The 15,939-nt window shown below is 73.1% G+C and carries 16 protein-coding genes; 10 read left to right on the top strand and 6 right to left on the bottom strand.

The genetic code is table 11. The annotated features are described in order from the left end of the window. Positions 1 to 10 precede the first annotated feature (10 nt). Positions 11 to 1,594: a malate synthase A gene (aceB, locus tag AB0J86_RS06040; protein ID WP_363853237.1), complete on the bottom strand. Its 1,584-nt coding sequence runs from the start codon at positions 1,592 to 1,594 to the stop codon at positions 11 to 13. Between the two features lie 293 nt (positions 1,595 to 1,887). Then, positions 1,888 to 2,679 (bottom strand): aquaporin, encoded by a 792-nt coding sequence (locus AB0J86_RS06035; RefSeq protein ID WP_363853235.1) that lies wholly within the window; start codon positions 2,677 to 2,679, stop codon positions 1,888 to 1,890. 194 nt (positions 2,680 to 2,873) lie between these two features. Between AB0J86_RS06035 and AB0J86_RS06030 the strand changes: the two genes are divergently transcribed. From AB0J86_RS06030 to AB0J86_RS06020, 3 genes are all read left to right on the top strand, one after another. Continuing rightward, entirely contained in the window at positions 2,874 to 3,683 is an 810-nt protein-coding gene (locus AB0J86_RS06030; protein ID WP_363853232.1) for a D-Ala-D-Ala carboxypeptidase family metallohydrolase, read from the top strand. Positions 3,684 to 3,811: 128 nt separating this feature from the next. Continuing rightward, entirely contained in the window at positions 3,812 to 4,885 is a 1,074-nt protein-coding gene (locus tag AB0J86_RS06025; RefSeq protein ID WP_363853229.1) for an NAD(P)-binding domain-containing protein, read from the top strand. Between the two features lie 203 nt (positions 4,886 to 5,088). Further along, positions 5,089 to 5,379 (top strand): adhesin, encoded by a 291-nt coding sequence (locus tag AB0J86_RS06020; RefSeq protein ID WP_363853227.1) that lies wholly within the window; start codon positions 5,089 to 5,091, stop codon positions 5,377 to 5,379. A gap of 148 nt (positions 5,380 to 5,527) precedes the next feature. Here AB0J86_RS06020 and AB0J86_RS06015 read toward each other — a convergent pair whose 3' ends face one another. The 3 genes from AB0J86_RS06015 to AB0J86_RS06005 form a co-directional block, all read right to left on the bottom strand. After that, a complete protein-coding gene (locus AB0J86_RS06015) occupies positions 5,528 to 6,982 on the bottom strand; it encodes an aminotransferase class V-fold PLP-dependent enzyme (protein WP_363853224.1) in 1,455 nt (484 codons plus the stop codon). Then, on the bottom strand, positions 6,972 to 8,822 hold the full coding sequence (locus tag AB0J86_RS06010) for an ATP-binding cassette domain-containing protein (RefSeq protein WP_363853221.1): 1,851 nt from the start codon (positions 8,820 to 8,822) through the stop codon (positions 6,972 to 6,974). The genes AB0J86_RS06015 and AB0J86_RS06010 overlap by 11 nt, the downstream gene beginning before the upstream one ends. Positions 8,823 to 9,051: 229 nt before the next feature. Continuing rightward, a complete protein-coding gene (locus AB0J86_RS06005; protein WP_363853219.1) occupies positions 9,052 to 9,945 on the bottom strand; it encodes a hypothetical protein in 894 nt (297 codons plus the stop codon). A 313-nt stretch (positions 9,946 to 10,258) separates the two neighbouring features. Here AB0J86_RS06005 and AB0J86_RS06000 point away from each other — a divergent pair, with 313 nt between their 5' ends. The 7 genes from AB0J86_RS06000 (at position 10,259) to AB0J86_RS05970 (ending at position 15,277) form a co-directional block, all read left to right on the top strand. After that, positions 10,259 to 10,678 (top strand): hypothetical protein, encoded by a 420-nt coding sequence (locus AB0J86_RS06000; protein WP_363853217.1) that lies wholly within the window; start codon positions 10,259 to 10,261, stop codon positions 10,676 to 10,678. A gap of 114 nt (positions 10,679 to 10,792) precedes the next feature. After that, positions 10,793 to 11,701 carry a hypothetical protein gene (locus tag AB0J86_RS05995; protein ID WP_363853214.1) on the top strand — a complete coding sequence of 303 codons (909 nt, stop codon included), beginning with the start codon at positions 10,793 to 10,795 and terminating at the stop codon, positions 11,699 to 11,701. Between the two features lie 263 nt (positions 11,702 to 11,964). Then, entirely contained in the window at positions 11,965 to 12,357 is a 393-nt protein-coding gene (locus AB0J86_RS05990) for a cupin domain-containing protein (protein WP_363853211.1), read from the top strand. A gap of 164 nt (positions 12,358 to 12,521) precedes the next feature. Further along, positions 12,522 to 12,941 (top strand): YbaB/EbfC family nucleoid-associated protein, encoded by a 420-nt coding sequence (locus tag AB0J86_RS05985; RefSeq protein ID WP_363853210.1) that lies wholly within the window; start codon positions 12,522 to 12,524, stop codon positions 12,939 to 12,941. Continuing rightward, positions 12,931 to 13,260: a type VII secretion target gene (locus AB0J86_RS05980; RefSeq protein WP_363853207.1), complete on the top strand. Its 330-nt coding sequence runs from the start codon at positions 12,931 to 12,933 to the stop codon at positions 13,258 to 13,260. Before AB0J86_RS05985 ends, AB0J86_RS05980 begins: the two co-directional genes overlap by 11 nt. Beyond that, positions 13,257 to 14,669, top strand: a complete 1,413-nt coding sequence (locus tag AB0J86_RS05975; protein WP_363853204.1) for a WXG100 family type VII secretion target — start codon at positions 13,257 to 13,259, stop codon at positions 14,667 to 14,669. The genes AB0J86_RS05980 and AB0J86_RS05975 overlap by 4 nt, the downstream gene beginning before the upstream one ends. Then, positions 14,669 to 15,277 (top strand): hypothetical protein, encoded by a 609-nt coding sequence (locus tag AB0J86_RS05970; protein ID WP_363853202.1) that lies wholly within the window; start codon positions 14,669 to 14,671, stop codon positions 15,275 to 15,277. The genes AB0J86_RS05975 and AB0J86_RS05970 overlap by 1 nt, the downstream gene beginning before the upstream one ends. 21 nt (positions 15,278 to 15,298) lie before the next feature. On the opposite strand, the gene AB0J86_RS05965 is transcribed toward AB0J86_RS05970, so the two are convergent. After that, a complete protein-coding gene (locus AB0J86_RS05965; protein WP_363853199.1) occupies positions 15,299 to 15,937 on the bottom strand; it encodes a DJ-1/PfpI family protein in 639 nt (212 codons plus the stop codon). Positions 15,938 to 15,939 lie beyond the last annotated feature (2 nt).

The raw sequence follows: 15,939 nt of genomic DNA, 5'->3' as shown, positions 1-15,939 counted from the left end.
CCGGGTCGGGTCAGGGCATCCGTTCGTACGCGGGCAGGGTGAGGAAGTCGACGAAGTCGTCGGCGACCGCGACCTCGACGAAGAGGTCCCGGGCGGCGGCGTAGTCGGCCGGCTCGCCGGGCAGCTTGGCGATCTCCTCGTCGGCGATGCGCTCGACCAGTTCGCGGGTCACCGGGGCGCCCGAGTCGTCGAGGGTGACGCCGTTGTGCAGCCACTGCCAGACCTGCGAGCGGGAGATCTCGGCGGTCGCCGCGTCCTCCATCAGGTTGAAGATCGCCACCGCGCCGGTGCCGTCCAGCCAGGCCGCCAGGTACTGGATGCCGACGCTGATCGCGTTGCGCAGCCCGGTCTCGCTGCGCTGTCCCGGGGTGTCCCGGACGGCGAGCAGGTCGCCCGCGGTGACACGTACCTCCTCGCGGCCCCGGTCGAGCTGGTTCGGCCGGTCGCCGAGGACGCCGTCGAAGACCTCGCGGCAGACCGGTACCAGGTCCGGGTGCGCCACCCAGGAGCCGTCGAAGCCGTCGGTGGCCTCGCGAGTCTTGTCCTCGCGTACCTTGGCCAGCGCCACCTCGTTGACCCGCGGGTCGCGCCGGCTCGGGATGAACGCGGCCATGCCGCCGATGGCGTGCGCCCCGCGCCGGTGGCAGGTACGCACCAGCAGCTCGGTGTACGCGCGCATGAACGGCACGGTCATCGTCACCGCGTTGCGGTCCGGCAGTAGGAAGTCCGCGCCCCGGGTACGGAAGTTCTTGATCATGCTGAACATGTAGTCCCAGCGGCCGGCGTTCAGCCCGGCCGAGTGGTCGCGCAGCTCGTAGAGGATCTCGTCCATCTCGAACGCGGCCGGGAACGTCTCGATCAGCACGGTGGCCCGGATCGTGCCGCGGGGCAGGCCGAGCCGCTCCTGGGCGAGGACGAAGACGTCGTTCCAGAGGCGCGCCTCCAGGTGGCTCTCCAGCTTCGGCAGGTAGAAGTACGGGCCGGAGCCGCGTTCGAGCAGTGCGCGGGCATTGTGGAAGAGGTAGAGCCCGAAGTCGACCAGGCTGCCGGAGGTGCGCTCGCCGTCGACCAGGATGTGCTTCTCGCCGAGGTGCCAGCCGCGCGGGCGCATCACGATGGTGGCGAGTTCGCCCTCGTCGAGCCGGTACCGCCGGCCCTCGGCGGTGGTGAGGGAGAGCTCCCGCCGGATCGCGTCGCGCAGGTTGAGCTGCCCGGTGACCACGTTCTCCCAGCGCGGGGTGTTCGCGTCCTCCAGGTCGGCCAGCCAGACCCGGGCGCCCGAGTTGAGCGCGTTGATGGTCATCTTCGCGTCGGTGGGGCCGGTGATCTCGACCCGCCGGTCGACCAGCCCCGGCGCGGGGTCGGCCACCCGCCACTCGGCCTCGCGGACGTCCTTGGTCTCGGGCAGGAAGTCCAGGGTGCCGCCCGCGGCGAGCGCCGCCTGGCGTTCGGTACGCCGGGCGAGCAGTTCGCGACGGCGCCCGTCGAACGCCCGGTGCAGGTCGGCGAGGAAACCGAGCGCCTCGGGGCTGAGGATCTCCTGGTGACGATCGTCGATGGCGCCGGTGATCTCGACACCGTCGGGCAGACTCATGGCACGCTCCTCACCCTGGTCCGGTCGGACGGTCGCACGGCGCCCCGGCCGGACAGCGAACGGAGTCGATCAATCGATGCCCAGACTCTAGTTGCCGGGCGTACCGGCCGCGACCGAGCGGCATCGCCGACGGCCGAGCGGTCGTACGCGTGCGACGGGCGGCACGATACCGGCGTCGGGCGGTCGGACCGGGACCGGCCCCTTTTCCGGCCGATCATGGAGTTGTGGCTGGCGTTGTGATGCTGTTGCCCGCTTTTGTCCCCGCCACGGCTCCTTGATCGACGAGAAGGGCTTCAGGCCTCGGGCGGGGTGAGCGGCCCACCGGGCGGCGGCGTGGGGCCGGGCGGGGGCGGCGGACCGGGCGGGAGCGGCGGCTCCGGGGCCGTGGGCCAGCCGGTCGCGGTGGGCGGTCCCTCCTCCTCGGCCACGAAGAACGGCAGGACGAAGGCGGCCAGCACGGCGCCGATCAGCGGGCCGACGATGAAGACCCAGAGCTGGGTCAGCGCCGTACCGCCGGAGAAGAGCGCCGGGCCGAGCGAGCGGGCCGGGTTCACCGACCCGCCGTCGACGTTGACCGAGACCAGCATGCAGGCGCCGAGTGTGGCGCCGATCGCCAGCGCGGCGCGGCCCAGCCGCCGTACCCGGGCGGTGGCCAGCAGCACCACCAGCACCAGCAGGAAGCTCAGCAGGATCTCCAGCAGGAAGGCGCCGCCCCGGTTGATGTTCGCGCCGTAGCCGTTGCTGCCGAGCGCGCCGGTCTGGTCCACCATGTCGCCCCACTCGCGCAGGGCGAAGAGGAAGAGGGCGCCGATGATGGCGCCGACGAACTGGGCGATCCAGTACCCGATCGCGGTGGCGGTGGAGACCCGCCGGCTGAGCAGCATGCCGAGCGTGACCGCGGGGTTCACGTGGCACCCGGAGATCGGCGCCAGCACGTAGACCAGGGCGGTCAGCACCAGCCAGAAGGTGAGCCCGACGACCACCACGCCGCCCTCGACCCGGGAGGTGAGGGCGCTGCCGACGCCGAGCAGCACCAGCAGGAGCGTGCCGAGGAACTCCGCGCCGTACCGTTTCGGGTTCTCCATGTCGTCAGGATAGGTGCGTATTCGATGCGCTTTCGCCCGAATTAGCCGATCGATCCTGGCGGTTTCTTACGACCGAACTGCAACAGGCCGTAGAAAGTGACCAATTGATATTGACCGATGAGTCAGGGAGTCCGAGAGTCTCCGCCCGGGACCATCTCCATTGGGAGGGGTCAATGCCGAATCGGGAGGATTCGATGGCCGTACCACGACTGTCGCGCGCCGCGCTGGCGCTGCTGACGATGCTGGCCGCGACCGTGCTGGCCGCCGTCGTCCAGGCGCCGGCCGCGCACGCGGACGGCTGCTACACCTGGGGTCGGACGCTGGGCCAGGGTACGTCCGGCGAGGACGTCCGGCAGCTGCAGATCCGGGTGGCCGGCTGGCCGGGCTACCGCAACTACGTGCTCGTCGACGGGATCTACGGGCCCGGCACCGCCGCCGCCGTGCAGCGCTTCCAGGCCGCGTACGGGCTGGCCGCGGACGGCGTCGCCGGCCCGCAGACCTTCACCAAGATCTACGAGCTGCAGGACGACGACTGCACCCCGATCCACTTCGACTACACCGAGCTCGACGACGACTGCGTGGGCGGCTGGAGCGGCGGCGCGATCTCGGCCACGGCGACCAAGGCCAACGCGCTGCGGGTGATGTGGAAGCTCGAAGCGCTCAGACGCGCCCTCGGCGACCAGCCGCTCGTCGTCACCACCGCCTTCCGCAACACCTCCTGCAACGCCAGCGTCGGCGGCGCCTCGAACAGCCAGCACCTCTACGGCACGGCGGCCGACCTGGTCTCCAGCTCGGCGACGCTCTGCCGCATCGCCCAGGAGGCCCGCTACCACGGCTTCAGCGGGCTCTACGGACCCGGCTACCCCGACCACGACGACCACGTCCACGTGGACAGCCGGATCGAGAACGACGCCGACGGGATCACCAACTCCTGGAGCTGGTCGGCGCCGAACTGCGGCGTCGCGGCCAGCGGCGCCCTCTCGGTGCGGACCGAGACGGTCTGACGGGACTCCGCACCCCGGCAGCGGCACCCGCCGCGCGCCGGCCCGGGGCGACCGGGCCGGCGCGCGGTGTGAGCCGGACGACGCCCGGCGCGGGTACGGATCGCCGTCCGTGCCGGGTTGCACCGGGCATGGCGTGGCGTGACGAACTCGACGTGGTGGTCATCGGGGCGGGGCAGGCGGGTCTGTCGGCCGGGTACTTCCTGCGTCGTGCCGGCTTCGCGGCCGAGCGCGAGTACGTGCTGCTGGACGCGGACGAGGGGCCGGGCGGCGCGTGGCGGCACCGCTGGCCGACGATGCGACTCGACAGCGTGCACAACATCCACGACCTGCCCGACGCGCCGTTCCGCCCGACCGACCCGGATCGCCCGGCGGCGGAGGTGGTGTCGGAGTACTTCGCGGCGTACGAGCGCCGGTTCGAGCTGCCGGTGCACCGCCCGGTCCGGGTCGGCGAGGTACGCGACACCGGCGACGGGCGGCTGGCCGTACGCACCGACGCCGGGACCTGGGTCACCCGTACGTTGATCAACGCGACCGGTACCTGGACCCGCCCGTTCTGGCCGTACTACCCCGGGCGGGAGACGTTCCGGGGACGGCAGCTGCACACGGCCGACTACCGGGGACCGGCGGAGCTCGCCGGGCGCCGGGTGGTGGTCGTCGGCGGGGGCACCTCGGCGATCCAACTGCTCGGCGAGATCTCCCAGGTGGCCGAGGTGGTCTGGGTGACCCGCCGTCCGCCGGTCTTCCAGGACCGCCCGTTCAGCCACGAGTGGGGTCGGGCGGCGGTGGCCCTGGTCGACGAGGCGGTACGCGCCGGCCGCCCGCCGGGCAGCGTGGTGGGGGTGACCGGCCTCGCGCTGACCCCGCTCGTACGCGAGCTGCGCGACCGCGGCGTGCTGGACCGGCTGCCGATGTTCGACCGGATCACGCCCGACGGGGTGGCCTGGGACGACGGGCGCCGGATCGAGGCCGACGTGATCCTCTGGTGCACCGGGTTCCGGGCCGCCCTGGACCACCTCGCTCCGCTCGGGCTGCGCGCGCCCGGCGGCGGGATCGTCATGGACGGCACCCGGGTGGTCGCCGACGAGCGGGTGCATCTGGTCGGTTACGGACCGTCGGCCAGTACGGTCGGCGCCACCCGCGCCGGCCGCGCCGCCGTACGGGAAATTCGACGCCTGCTGTCGCCGGTCGCGGCCGGTAAGTGACGCTGGTCGATTTGACGTATCCGCCCAGAAGGGGCAACGTAGCCCCCGGACGGCCGTTGACCTGCTCGTTTCGCCAGGAGAGGAAACCTCTCGCCGTGCCCATGCGCGCCGCATCGTGCGCGCCACCACCTCCCACGTGTGCTCGAAATCGGGCTTGACCAGCCTGTGCCGGGTGACCGCAACGAGAATCCACGAGGAGTTCCATGCTTACCCTGACCAACAATGCCGTGCTCGTGATCCGCGATCTGACCGCGCAGCAGCAGGTGCCGGACGGGGCCGGCCTGCGCATCGCCACCGACCCGTCGGCGGGCTCGCTGACGCTCGCCCTGGTCGAGCAGCCGGCCCAGGGCGACGAGGTCGTCAACAGCGAGGGCGCCCGCGTCTTCCTGGACGCCGGTGCCGCCGAACTGCTCGACGACAAGGCGCTCGACGCCGCCGTGGACGCGCAGGGCGCGGTGCAGTTCGGCATCGCGGAGCAGCCGGCGTCCGCCTGACGGGTGCGGAGCGCGGCGCCCGCCTGACGGGTACGTCTGCCATTCCTTCCGCGCCGACGGCGCCGCCCGTCGTCGGTTCGTCCCATCCGCTCTCCGCGGGCTCGGCCCCCCACCTTCCCGGGCGGCCGGGCCCGCCGGGGTCGGGCGGTCAGCAGCGCAGGCGCGGGGCGAGGGCGCGCTCGTCCGGCTCGCGGTCACGGTACGTCGACTCGGCGAAGGCGACGAAGCGTTCGACATCCGCCGCGTTCGAGACGAGGCCGAGAGAGACGCGTACCGCCCCGCCGGTCGGCAGGTCCAGCGCGTCCAGGTACTCGTCGATCGTCCGGAGCGCGCCGCCGCGGGCCAGCACCCCGCGCAGGGTCGGACCCGGGATGTCGAACGCACCCTCGCCCGCCCCCGGATTGCAGAAACACCCGGTACGCAGCGAGAAGCCGGCCTCGGAACTTTCCACCGCGACCAGCCGCTCGTCCACCAGCGTGCCGTCCGGGTGCAGGAAGTTGAAGGACACGGTGCCGCCGCGCCGCTCCGGGCCGGTCGGGCCGTAGACCCGCACCAGCGGCCGGCCGTTGCTGTGCCGCAGCGCGGTCAGCCGGTCGAGCAGCCAGCCGGTGAGCGCGGTGACCCGGGCGTGGACCAGGTCGACGCCGATCGACGAGATCCAGTCGAGCCCGAACTCGACGTCCGGGATGCTCAGGAAGTTCAGCGTGCCGTCCTCGAACGCCGACTCGTCGTCCATCGCCTCGTGCCAGTCGCCCTCGACGCTGACCGCGCGGATCGTGCCGCCGGCGAACCACGGCCGGCGCAACCGGGCCAGCGCCTCCCACCGGGCGACGAGACAGCCGATCCCGGTCGGGTAGCCGAACATCTTGTACCAGCTCAGGCAGACGAAGTCGGGTCGTACCGCGCGCAGGTCCAGCCGGTTGGTCGGCACGTACGCGGCCGCGTCGAGCAGCACGTCGTAGCCCCGGCGCTGGGCCAGCTCGACCCAGTCCAGCGGGTGCTGCACGCCGGTGAAGTTGCTCTGCGCCGGGTACGCGAGCAGCCCGCGCCGCTCCGGCGGGTCGTGGCGGCGGGGCCGGGGCACCACCGGTGCCATCGCGGCGAGCACATCGGACTCGGCGACCCGCAGCTCCGGGGCGCGCAGCGGTACGTAGCGGGTGGCGGTGCCGGCGCGGCGGGCGTACTCGCGCAGCCCGTTGACCGAGTTGTGGTTGTCGGCCGTGAGCACCAGCGGAACGTCGCGGTCGAACCGGTACGCCTCGCCGACGAGCCGGCACGCGCCGGTCGCGTTCGCCGTGAAGATGACCGCGTACTCGAACGGATCGGCGTTGAAGAAGGAGAGCACGGCCCGCCGGGCCGACTCCACCAGCGCCCCGGCCGCCTGCGAGGTGGGGTTCTCCGAGTGCGGGTTGCTGAAGAGACCCTCGGTCAGCCGCCGGTGGTGCGCCTCGTACTGCGACCGGGCGGCCACGCCCGCGCCGGCGTAGTCGAGGTAGACGTGCCCGTCACGGTCCAGGTGGGCGTACTCGGTGGCGCGCAGCTCGTCGATCCGGCGCGTGCCGGCGTACGCCGGGTGGGCCTCGACGGGGCGGTCAGCGCGCACCGGACGATTCCTTGCGGGCCAGCACCGCCGCCGTGGCGGCGAGGAAGAGCAGGGTGAAGCCGGCGAGGATCACCCAGTTCTGCCAGACCGGCCGGGCGAAGGTGTCCTCGTACGTGGCGAGCAGCGGCGGTCCGAGCGGCGACCCGCCGTTCCGCCAGATCCGCTCGACGCCGGCCGTGTGGCCGAGCGCCTCGAAGGCCCAGCGGTTGGACATCGCGTAGCTGAGCCACTGCCCGCCCGCCGCCATCGCCGGTACCGGCAGGATCGCCCCGACGAAGAGGACCTGCGGGAAGCAGAGCATCGGCAGCATCAGCGTGGCCTGCGCGGAGTCGGAGACCGCGGCCGAGCAGAGCAGTCCGAGCGCCAGCGCGGCGGCCGAGGAGATCAGCAGCGTGGTGTAGAGGGCGGCGAAGTCGGCCGCCCCGATCGCGGGGAGCCGGTCGATCGCCCGCAGCACCCCGAGCAGCGCCAGGTCGACCAGGGCGAGCAGCGGTAGCAGCACCGCGACCTTCGCCAGCAGGTACGGCCCGACCCGCAGACCGGCCAGGCGTTCCCGGCGCAGGATGGCGAACTCGGTGCAGATCTGGAGCAGCCCGTAGGTCAGGCCGAAGAAGAAACCGCCGAAGGCGATCCAGAACAGGACCATCACCATGACGTTCGGGCTCGGGTGGGCCAGGTCGAAGGCGCCCGGCCGGAACAGCAGCGCGAACATGCCCAGCACCATCAGCGGCGAGCCGAGCAGGATCGCCAGGGTGAGCCGGTTGCGGGCGACGATGTCCACGTTCCGGGCGGTGAGCACGGCCAACTGCCGGGGGCGGCCCGCGGGCCGGGGCGGCGCGGCGGTTGCCGCCGCGTCGTCGCCGGCCGGCGAGGCCTCCGGCCGACCGGGCACGCCCCGCGCCGGCCCGGCGGCCGGGTCGGGTTCGGGCTCGTCGCCGGGCGCCACCGCGCCCGCTCCGGCAGCGTCGGCGGCAACCGGCCCGGCGGCTACCGGTCCGGCAGCGTCGGCGGGTACCGGCCCGGCGGCGGCGAGCAGCTCGCCGAACCGGGTCGGCCAGCCGGCCGGATCGGGGTCGGCGTCGAGCAGCAGGTAGACCTCGGCAAGGGTACGGACGCCGAAGAACTCCCGCGCGGCGGCCGGCGTACCGGCGAAGGCGAGGGCGCCCTGGCGGGTGAGCACCACCACCCGGTCGCAGAACTCCACGTCGGTGACCTGGTGCGTGGTGAGCACCACCGTCGCGGCGCCGTCGACGAGATCGCGCAGCGAGCGCAGCAGCTCCACGGCGATCGCCGGGTCCAGCCCGGAGGTGGGCTCGTCGAGGAAGAAGACCCGGGGCCGGGTCAGCAGCTCGACCGCGATGCTGGCCCGCTTGCGCTCGCCACCGCTGAGCCGTCCGACCGGTACGGCTGCCCGGTCGGCGAGCCCGAGTTCGGCCAGTACCTCGGTGACCCGCCGCCGGACCTCGGCCGGCGCGGCGGACCGGCCGAGACGCAGCCGGGCCGCGTACCGCAGGGTCCGGGCCAGCGGAAGTTCCCGGTGGATGATGTCGTCCTGGGGCACGTAGCCGATCCGGCCGCCCCGGTCGAGGCCGGCCCGTCCGTCGATCCCGTCGTAGCGCACCGTGCCAGCCGTCGGTGGGCGTACCCCGGCCAGCGTCTCCAGCAGCGTGGTCTTGCCGGCGCCGCTGGCGCCGATGATGCCGACCAGCTCGCCGGGTTCGATCGTCAACGAGACGTCCCGGAGCGTCTGCCGGCCACGACCCACCGTCTGGGTCAGGCCGTGCGCCGTGATCCGTGCTCCGGCACTGACGGTCGGCGTCACGCCGGGCGCGGTTGCCACGACTGTTCATCCTTCGCGCGGTTGAGGGGACCGGAACATGGCACGAGCCTCACGTTACGCCGTCGTGTCAAAGTCTTCGATGTCTTCGCCGGTTCATTCCCGGCCACCCCGCCGGTTCACGCGCCGCCCGTTCGCCGTCGGGTCCGTCCGGTCCATCTGCCCCGTCCGGTCCGTCCGCGGTTCGGTCCGTCCGGCGCGGGGGCCCTTCGCCGTTCGTGGCCCGGGGCGGTCAGTCCGCTTCCGGGCCCAGGTCCTCGTCCGGATAGCGGGCGAGTTCGGCGGCGGTGGCCGGGCGGACCGTGATCAGGGGGAGCAGCGCCTCGACCCGGCCCCCGTCGGGCCGGGGGAACAGCGAGAGCACGGCCTCACCGCCCGGCAGGCAGACGAGGGCCGGCCGATGGTCCTGGTCCGGTCGCTCCAGGAAGGGCTGCCCGATCGGGCGTCCCTGACAGGGGCCAGGATCGGCCGTCGGCGAGGTCCGCTCGACGATGGCGAGCAGGTACCGGCCGCCCGGCGGGAACTCCGTCCGCGCCTCCAGCCGCAGCCGGACGCTGTACCGCCCCGCGTACGTTCCGGTCAGCTCGTAGCCCGGGAGTTCGGGCACGACGAGCGGTACGCCGACCGCGCGGAAGTCGGCGGCCCGCCAGCGCGGCTGGCTCGCCCGCCCGAGGAGGACGCCCGCCCCGACGAGCCCGACCAGGACGACGGCGACGAGCGCTGCCCGCGCCGACGCCTGGCGCCAGTTGCCCCGTCGACGCCAGCCCGCGCCGAGGACCAGGTGTGCCAGCAGCGTGACCAGCGCCCACGTGACGGTGGTCCCGACCGGGTCGGTGGCCCGTCCGCTGGCGTTCACGCCCACCAGGATGACGATCGCCAGCGGGAGCGGCAGCAGTACGTGCGGGGCGACCCCGTCCGGCGGGCGGGTACGCAGGAGCAGCAGCCGGTGCACCGCGAGCGCGGCCATGGTCGCCAGCACCGCCAGCCACAGGAGCGGGACCAGCAGGTCCGCCCGCCTGGGCGAATTGCCGGCGAGGGTGAGCGCGCCGACGGTGCCGACGGCCGTCGCGCTGACCAGTCCCGGAATTCCGTCCCGCAGCATCGGGCCCGTCCACCGTCTGCCCACGTCTCCAACGGTGACACGCGGGTGGGACGCCGCCGCTCCCGGGCCCGCGCCTGTTCCTCCCCTGTGGAAATTCGTGCCGCACCAGGGTCGGGGCTTTCCAGGGCATTGCCGAGGAAAGGCGAAAAGTTTCCATTTATCGTTCGTGTCCATGATTGTACAGGTGTACGACTTGGGGTCATGGAGTGCCGCGGCCTAGCCTTGGGATAAATGAGCATTGATCGGAATCGAGAAGAATTGCTCGCTGATCAGTGCTTATGTGCCAATCCCTCGTTCGCGGGCCGCCGTACCGGCCCGAGCCGCAAGGAGTGTCACCATGTCCGAATCCGCCAGTTCAGAGCAGGCCCGGAGCGCCGATCAGCCACAGGCCAGCGAGGCCGACGTCGCCGCCGCCTCGGCGGGGGCCGAGGTCGTACCGGCCACCGGCGCCGGCCTGCCCCCCACCGCCCAGACCTTCTTCGCGGTCGTCGCCGCCAACGGCGCCCTCGTCCGTGGGTTCGGCGTCATCTCGTCGGCCCGCCTGGCCGTCGGCCAGTACCAGGTCGTCTTCGCGCACGACGTCACCGGCTCCGCCTACGTCGGTACCACCGGTCTCACCGGCAACGTCGGCGTGGCGCCCTCGGGTCAGATCGCGGTCGTCGGCCGGGCCGGCATCGCGAACGGCGTCTTCGTCGAGACGTTCAGCGGGGCCGGCGCCGCCGCCGACCGCGCCTTCCACCTGGCCGTGCACTCCTGACGGTCGACGTGCCGGTCCCCGTGACGAGCCGTCACGGGGACCGGTCGTCTTCCCGCCCATCCCGGCCGGTGGTAGGTGGAGAGCCGGGGTCGGGCGGCATGGCAGCATCGCGGCATGCGGATGCGCCGATCACTGCTCGCCGGCTTCGCCGTACTGTCCATCGTGCACGGTGCCGGGGTGCTCTTCGGCTCACCGCTGCTGCCGTCCGCGGCCGTACTGGCCTGGGCGGTGCTGCTCGGCTACGCACTGCTGCCGGCTCCCGCCCCGGCGCCGGCCGCCGACGCGGTACGCCCCGCACCTGGCGACGGGGCACGCCCCGCACCTGCCGACGGGGCACGCCCCGCAGCGCCCGCCGGGCGGATCCGCCTGGCGCTGCTCGCCGGCCCGCTCGCGTTCGGCGCCCTGGCGCTGCTGGACGTCCTCGCCCCCGGCGACCCGTGGACCGGAACGGAGGGGGCCAGCTTCCAGTACCTCTCCATCGAGGAAGTGGCCGCTTCCTGGTTCGATCGGTACGTCCGGGAGGCGGTCGCGCTGCTGGTCGGGTACGGCGCGCTGGCGTACGCGGTGCTCGCCGCGCCCGCCCGCGGTTCCGCCCGGCGCGCGGCGGTGGGCGCGGCGATCGGGGGCGGCGGTGCGCTCGGGTACCTGCTGCTCGACCTCGCCGCCCGGGGGTGGGAACCGCGCTGGAACCTGCCCCTGGTGCTGGGCCTGCCGGTGCTGGTCGGCTCGTTCGCGGTGGCCGGGGCCGCCCTGGCCCGGCGCGGCGGCGTGCTGCCGGCCGCCGGCGCGGTGCTGCTCGCGCTGACCACGCTGCCCTGGCTGGACCGACTGCTGGCCTGGTCGGCGCTGTACGCGCCGCACCCGTCGGAGCCCGGCGCGTACCTCTCGGCCGTGGTCCTGGCGGCGCCCGGGCCCGCCGTCTCGCTCGGCGAATGCGTCGCCGTGTTGGCGCGGCTCGCCGGGGCGGCGGCCGTGGTGGTGGGCGCGTCGCGGGCCGCCGGCCGCCCCTGGGTGCGGACGTGAGCGCGCGGCGCCGCCGGACCCCGGGGTCGCAGCGTCGCCGCGCTCTGGCCGTCTCCCGCCACCGCAGCCAATCCGGCGGTACGTCAGCGGGGACCTGGCTCGACCGGTCCGGTACCGCGGGCCGATCTGCTGTCACGGTGCCCACATCCGGCTCCGGCAAACCTCTCGCGGGCGGAGAATCGCGCCGATCCGGGGATGTCGTTTTCCGCACGCCCGCCGGCTCGGGGGGAGTTGTCCGGTGTGCGACCGGGTAACCGGTCGGCATGGAGCACTTCACTATCGCCACCGTGGCCGAGCAGAGCGCGGACTTCCGACGGGTGCTGTGGACCGGTAGGCACAGTCAGCTGGTGATCATGACTATTCCGCCGGGCGGTGAGATCGGTGAGGAGGTGCACGAGGACACCGACCAGATCCTCACCTTCGTGAGCGGTACCGGTGAGGCGCGGCTTGCCGGCGAGACGCGGGCGGTGCAGTCGGGCGACCTGGTCGCGGTACCGGCGGGGACCAAGCACAACTTCGTCAACACCGGCCCCAACCCGCTGGTGCTCTACACCGTGTACGGGCCGCCGGAGCACGCCGACGGGGCGGTGCACCGGACGAAGGAGGAGGCCGACGCGCTGGAGGAGGCGGGCAAGGACGAGCCGCCCCAGTCCTGACCCCCGCGATCTAGGGCAAATCCGCGTTAGTTGATCTCCAATCGCGTGGATTTGCCCTAGATCGACGACGAGGTCGGGGCGGACCCGCGCTGACACCGTTGCGGCGACATGGTCAAATGGTCGGCGTTCCTGGGGGAGGAACAGGCGCCGATGGAGGTTGTGACGTGTTTGGTGCGGATCCCGACGACGCCGAGGCGTGGATCCGGTCCTGGACCGCGCAGGTGTCGGCGCGGGCCAGCGCGGCGGCCGAGCTGGCCGACCGGGTGGCAATGATCAAGGCGACCGCGTCCGGCGCCGACGGCGCGATCCGGGTGACCGTCGACGGTTCGGGAGTCCCCAGCGAGCTGCGGCTGGACGACCGGGTCCAGCGGATGCGCGGCGAGGAGCTGGCCGGCGAGATCATGCGGGTGCTGCGCAAGGCGCAGGCGTCGCTCGCCGACGAGGTCGGCTCGGTGGTGCACGCGACCGTCGGCAGCGACTCGGAGACCGGGCGCGCCGTGATCGACAGCTTCGAGCGCCGCTTCCCGGCCCCACTCCCCGATGACGACGACCGGTGGGGAGGGGAGTCGCGCGATGGGCGATGAGACGGTACGAATGCCGTTCGACGACGTGCGCAAGCACGCCGGCTCGGTGGACCACGCGTCGAGCGGAGCCGACCTGGCCCGCTCCGCCGCGGCGCAGGTGCAGCTGGGCAACGAGGCGTACGGGCTGCTCTGCCAGTTCGTACCTGCCCTGATCGACGCGGTGGCCAACTCCGCGGTGAACGCGTTCTCGGCCTCCGCCGCCGCGCTCACGGAGACCGCGGGCAAGCTGCGTACGGCGGCCGGCGGCCACGAGGCGACCGACCACGGCGCGGGTACCCGGGTCAGCGGCACCGGCCGGCACCTCAAGCTGCCGCTGTGAGCACCGACAACCCGCTCGTCGCCCAGCGGCAGGACAGCACCCAGGGCGTCACCGGGTTCGGCATCGCCGAGGACATCTCCGACCTCGTCTCCGGCCTGAGTTCCGGCAGCTGGATCGACGCCACCATCGGCGGCGTCTCCACCGGCCTCGACGCGCTCGGCATGGTGCTGGACCCGCTCGGCTCCCTGGTGAGCTGGGGCGTCGCCTGGCTGATGGAGCACGTCAAGCCGCTCTCCGAGGCGCTGGACAAGCTCGCCGGCGACCCGGACCAGATCGCCGCGTACGCGCAGACCTGGCGCAACGCCGCCAAACACCTGATCGAGGTCGCGGGCGACCTGCGTACCTCGGTCTGGCAGGACATCGCCGGGTGGGCCGGACCGGCCGCCGACGCGTACCGGTCGCACGCCGCCCAGCACCTCGAGGCGTTGCAGTCCATGTCGCACGCCTCGGACGGGATCGGCGCCGTCGTCGAGGGCGCCGGGCTGCTGGTCGCCCTGGTACGCGAGATGGTGCGCGACCTGATCGCCGACTTCGTCTCGGTGCTGGCGGTACGGCTGCCGCAGTGGCTCGCCGAGGTCGGCCTGACCCTCGGCATCGGTACGCCATGGGTGATCTCGCAGGTCAGCACGCTGGTCGGCAAGTGGGTCGCGCGGATCTCGAAGCTGCTGATGGCCCTGGTGAACAGCTTCCGCAAGCTCAAGCCGCTGCTCGGCAAGCTCGGCGGGCTCGTCGACGAGCTGGGCGCGCTGCTGCGCAAGCTCGGCGGGCACGACCCGCTGGACCCGCACAACCCGCGGGCGCACGACGCCGACGGCGACGGCACCCCGGACCAGCTCGACCCGGACGGCAACAACGACGGCAAGCTCGACGACTTCGACGGCGACGGGCGGCCGGACGTACCGCCGCCGAACGCCGGCGGTCCGCCGCTGCCGACCACGCCCATGAACCAGATCCACGTGGGCGAGCAGTACCCGGGCCACGGGCTGCTCCCCGGCAATGGCGTGCACTACATGGACGACGCCGAGCGGGAGGCGCACCGGGTCTTCGTCGGGCCGGACGGGCTGCTGCACCGCAGCGACGGGACGCTGTTCGACACCTCCGAGGGCGGCGCGATCCACACCGACGGCGTCGGCGGGCGGGCCATCTTCGTCATGGACGACCAGGGGAACATCTACGCCTCCACCAACCAGGAGGTCGGGGTCACCCACCACTCCAGCTTCCTCGGCGGCCAGCCGGTGGCCGGCGCCGGCGAGTTGCAGGTGACCCAGGGCCGGCTCGACATGGTCACCGACCACAGCGGCCACTACCGGCCGGGCCGCACGTACACCAACCAGGTCGTCGACACCCTGCGCAACGGCGGGGTGCGTAATGATTTCCACGTTGACTACTGGGCGCCGGAGGGCACCTGATGAGCGATCCGGCATCGGGCTGGCGTCCCCAGCTCAACGCGATTCTCTACACCCTGACCTACGCGCCGTCGCTGGACGCGGCGACGGTGCGGGCCACGGCCGACAACATCGTCGGGCGCGGGTCGCTGCGGGCCGGCCCGCAGACGTACCACGACGCGCTGACCGCGGCGCTCGCCTCGGGCGAACAGCTCACCCGCGACCTGGGCGGCGAGCACGGCGAGGCCGGGGTGCGCGACTTCGTCACCCGGCTGCTGCACCGCCTCGACGAGCTGCGGCCCTGGCCCGAGCCGGCGTACGAGCGGCAGCCGATCGACCAGTGGCCGACGTTCGACCACGGCCGGCCGGTCGCCCGGGTCGGCCAGTCGCTGATGAACGTGCAGGACCGGCTCCGCGAGCGGTTCGAGAAGCTGCCGATCGGCGACGGTTCGCTGCTCGGGCTGATCCTGCGGCTGAACACCGGCGAGACGGTGGCCCTGCTCGGCTCGTACGAGAAGGGGAACCGGCCCACGCTGTTGCAGCGTGAGCCGGGCGACCCCCGGGCGACCATCGACGCGTTCCGCGCCGCCACCGGGCTGGACGAGAACGCGGTCGTACCGCTGACCGACTGAGCCTCGACTCCGGCCGGAGCGTCAGCGGCTGGTCTCCATGCCGATGAGGCGCAGGGCCGGTGCGCGGAGCTCCGCCGGGGCGGTCTCCGGGGAGCCGGTGTCGAAGGGCGGCTGCGGGGCGTACTCGATCGCGAGCTGGACGATCTGCGCCGTCGTCACGTCGCTCGCCCGGGCGAGCAGGCTGATCGCCATGTCGATGCCGGACGAGACGCCCGCCGAGGTCACGATCCGGCCCTCGACCACGACGCGGTCGCCGACCGGCTCGGCGCCGAAGCCCGCGAGGCGTTCGCGCCAGCCCCAGTGGCTGGTCGCCTTGATCCCGTCGAGCAGCCCGGCCGCGCCGAGCACGAACGATCCGCTGCACACCGAGGTGGTCCAGGTGCTGTGCTGGTGGCCCTGCCGGATCCAGCCGAGCAGGTCCGGATCCCGCATCGCCTCGGTGGTGCCCGGACCGCCCGGGACGATGATCACGTCAGGGCGCGGCACGTCCTCGTACGACGCGGTGGCGGCGATGGAGAGGCTGCCCCGGTCGTCGAGGACCGGCCCCGGTTCGGCGGCAACGAAGGTGACCGTCCAGCCGGGGGCGAAGGCCAGCACCGTGTACGGGCCGACGGCGTCGAGCGCGGTGAACCGGGGATAGAGCGGGATGGCGGCGTGCATGG

This window comes from Micromonospora sp. NPDC049559, assembly GCF_040676675.1.
Taxonomy (GTDB): Bacteria; Actinomycetota; Actinomycetes; order Mycobacteriales; family Micromonosporaceae; genus JBFAPK01.
This window is presented reverse-complemented; position numbering and strand designations above follow the sequence as displayed.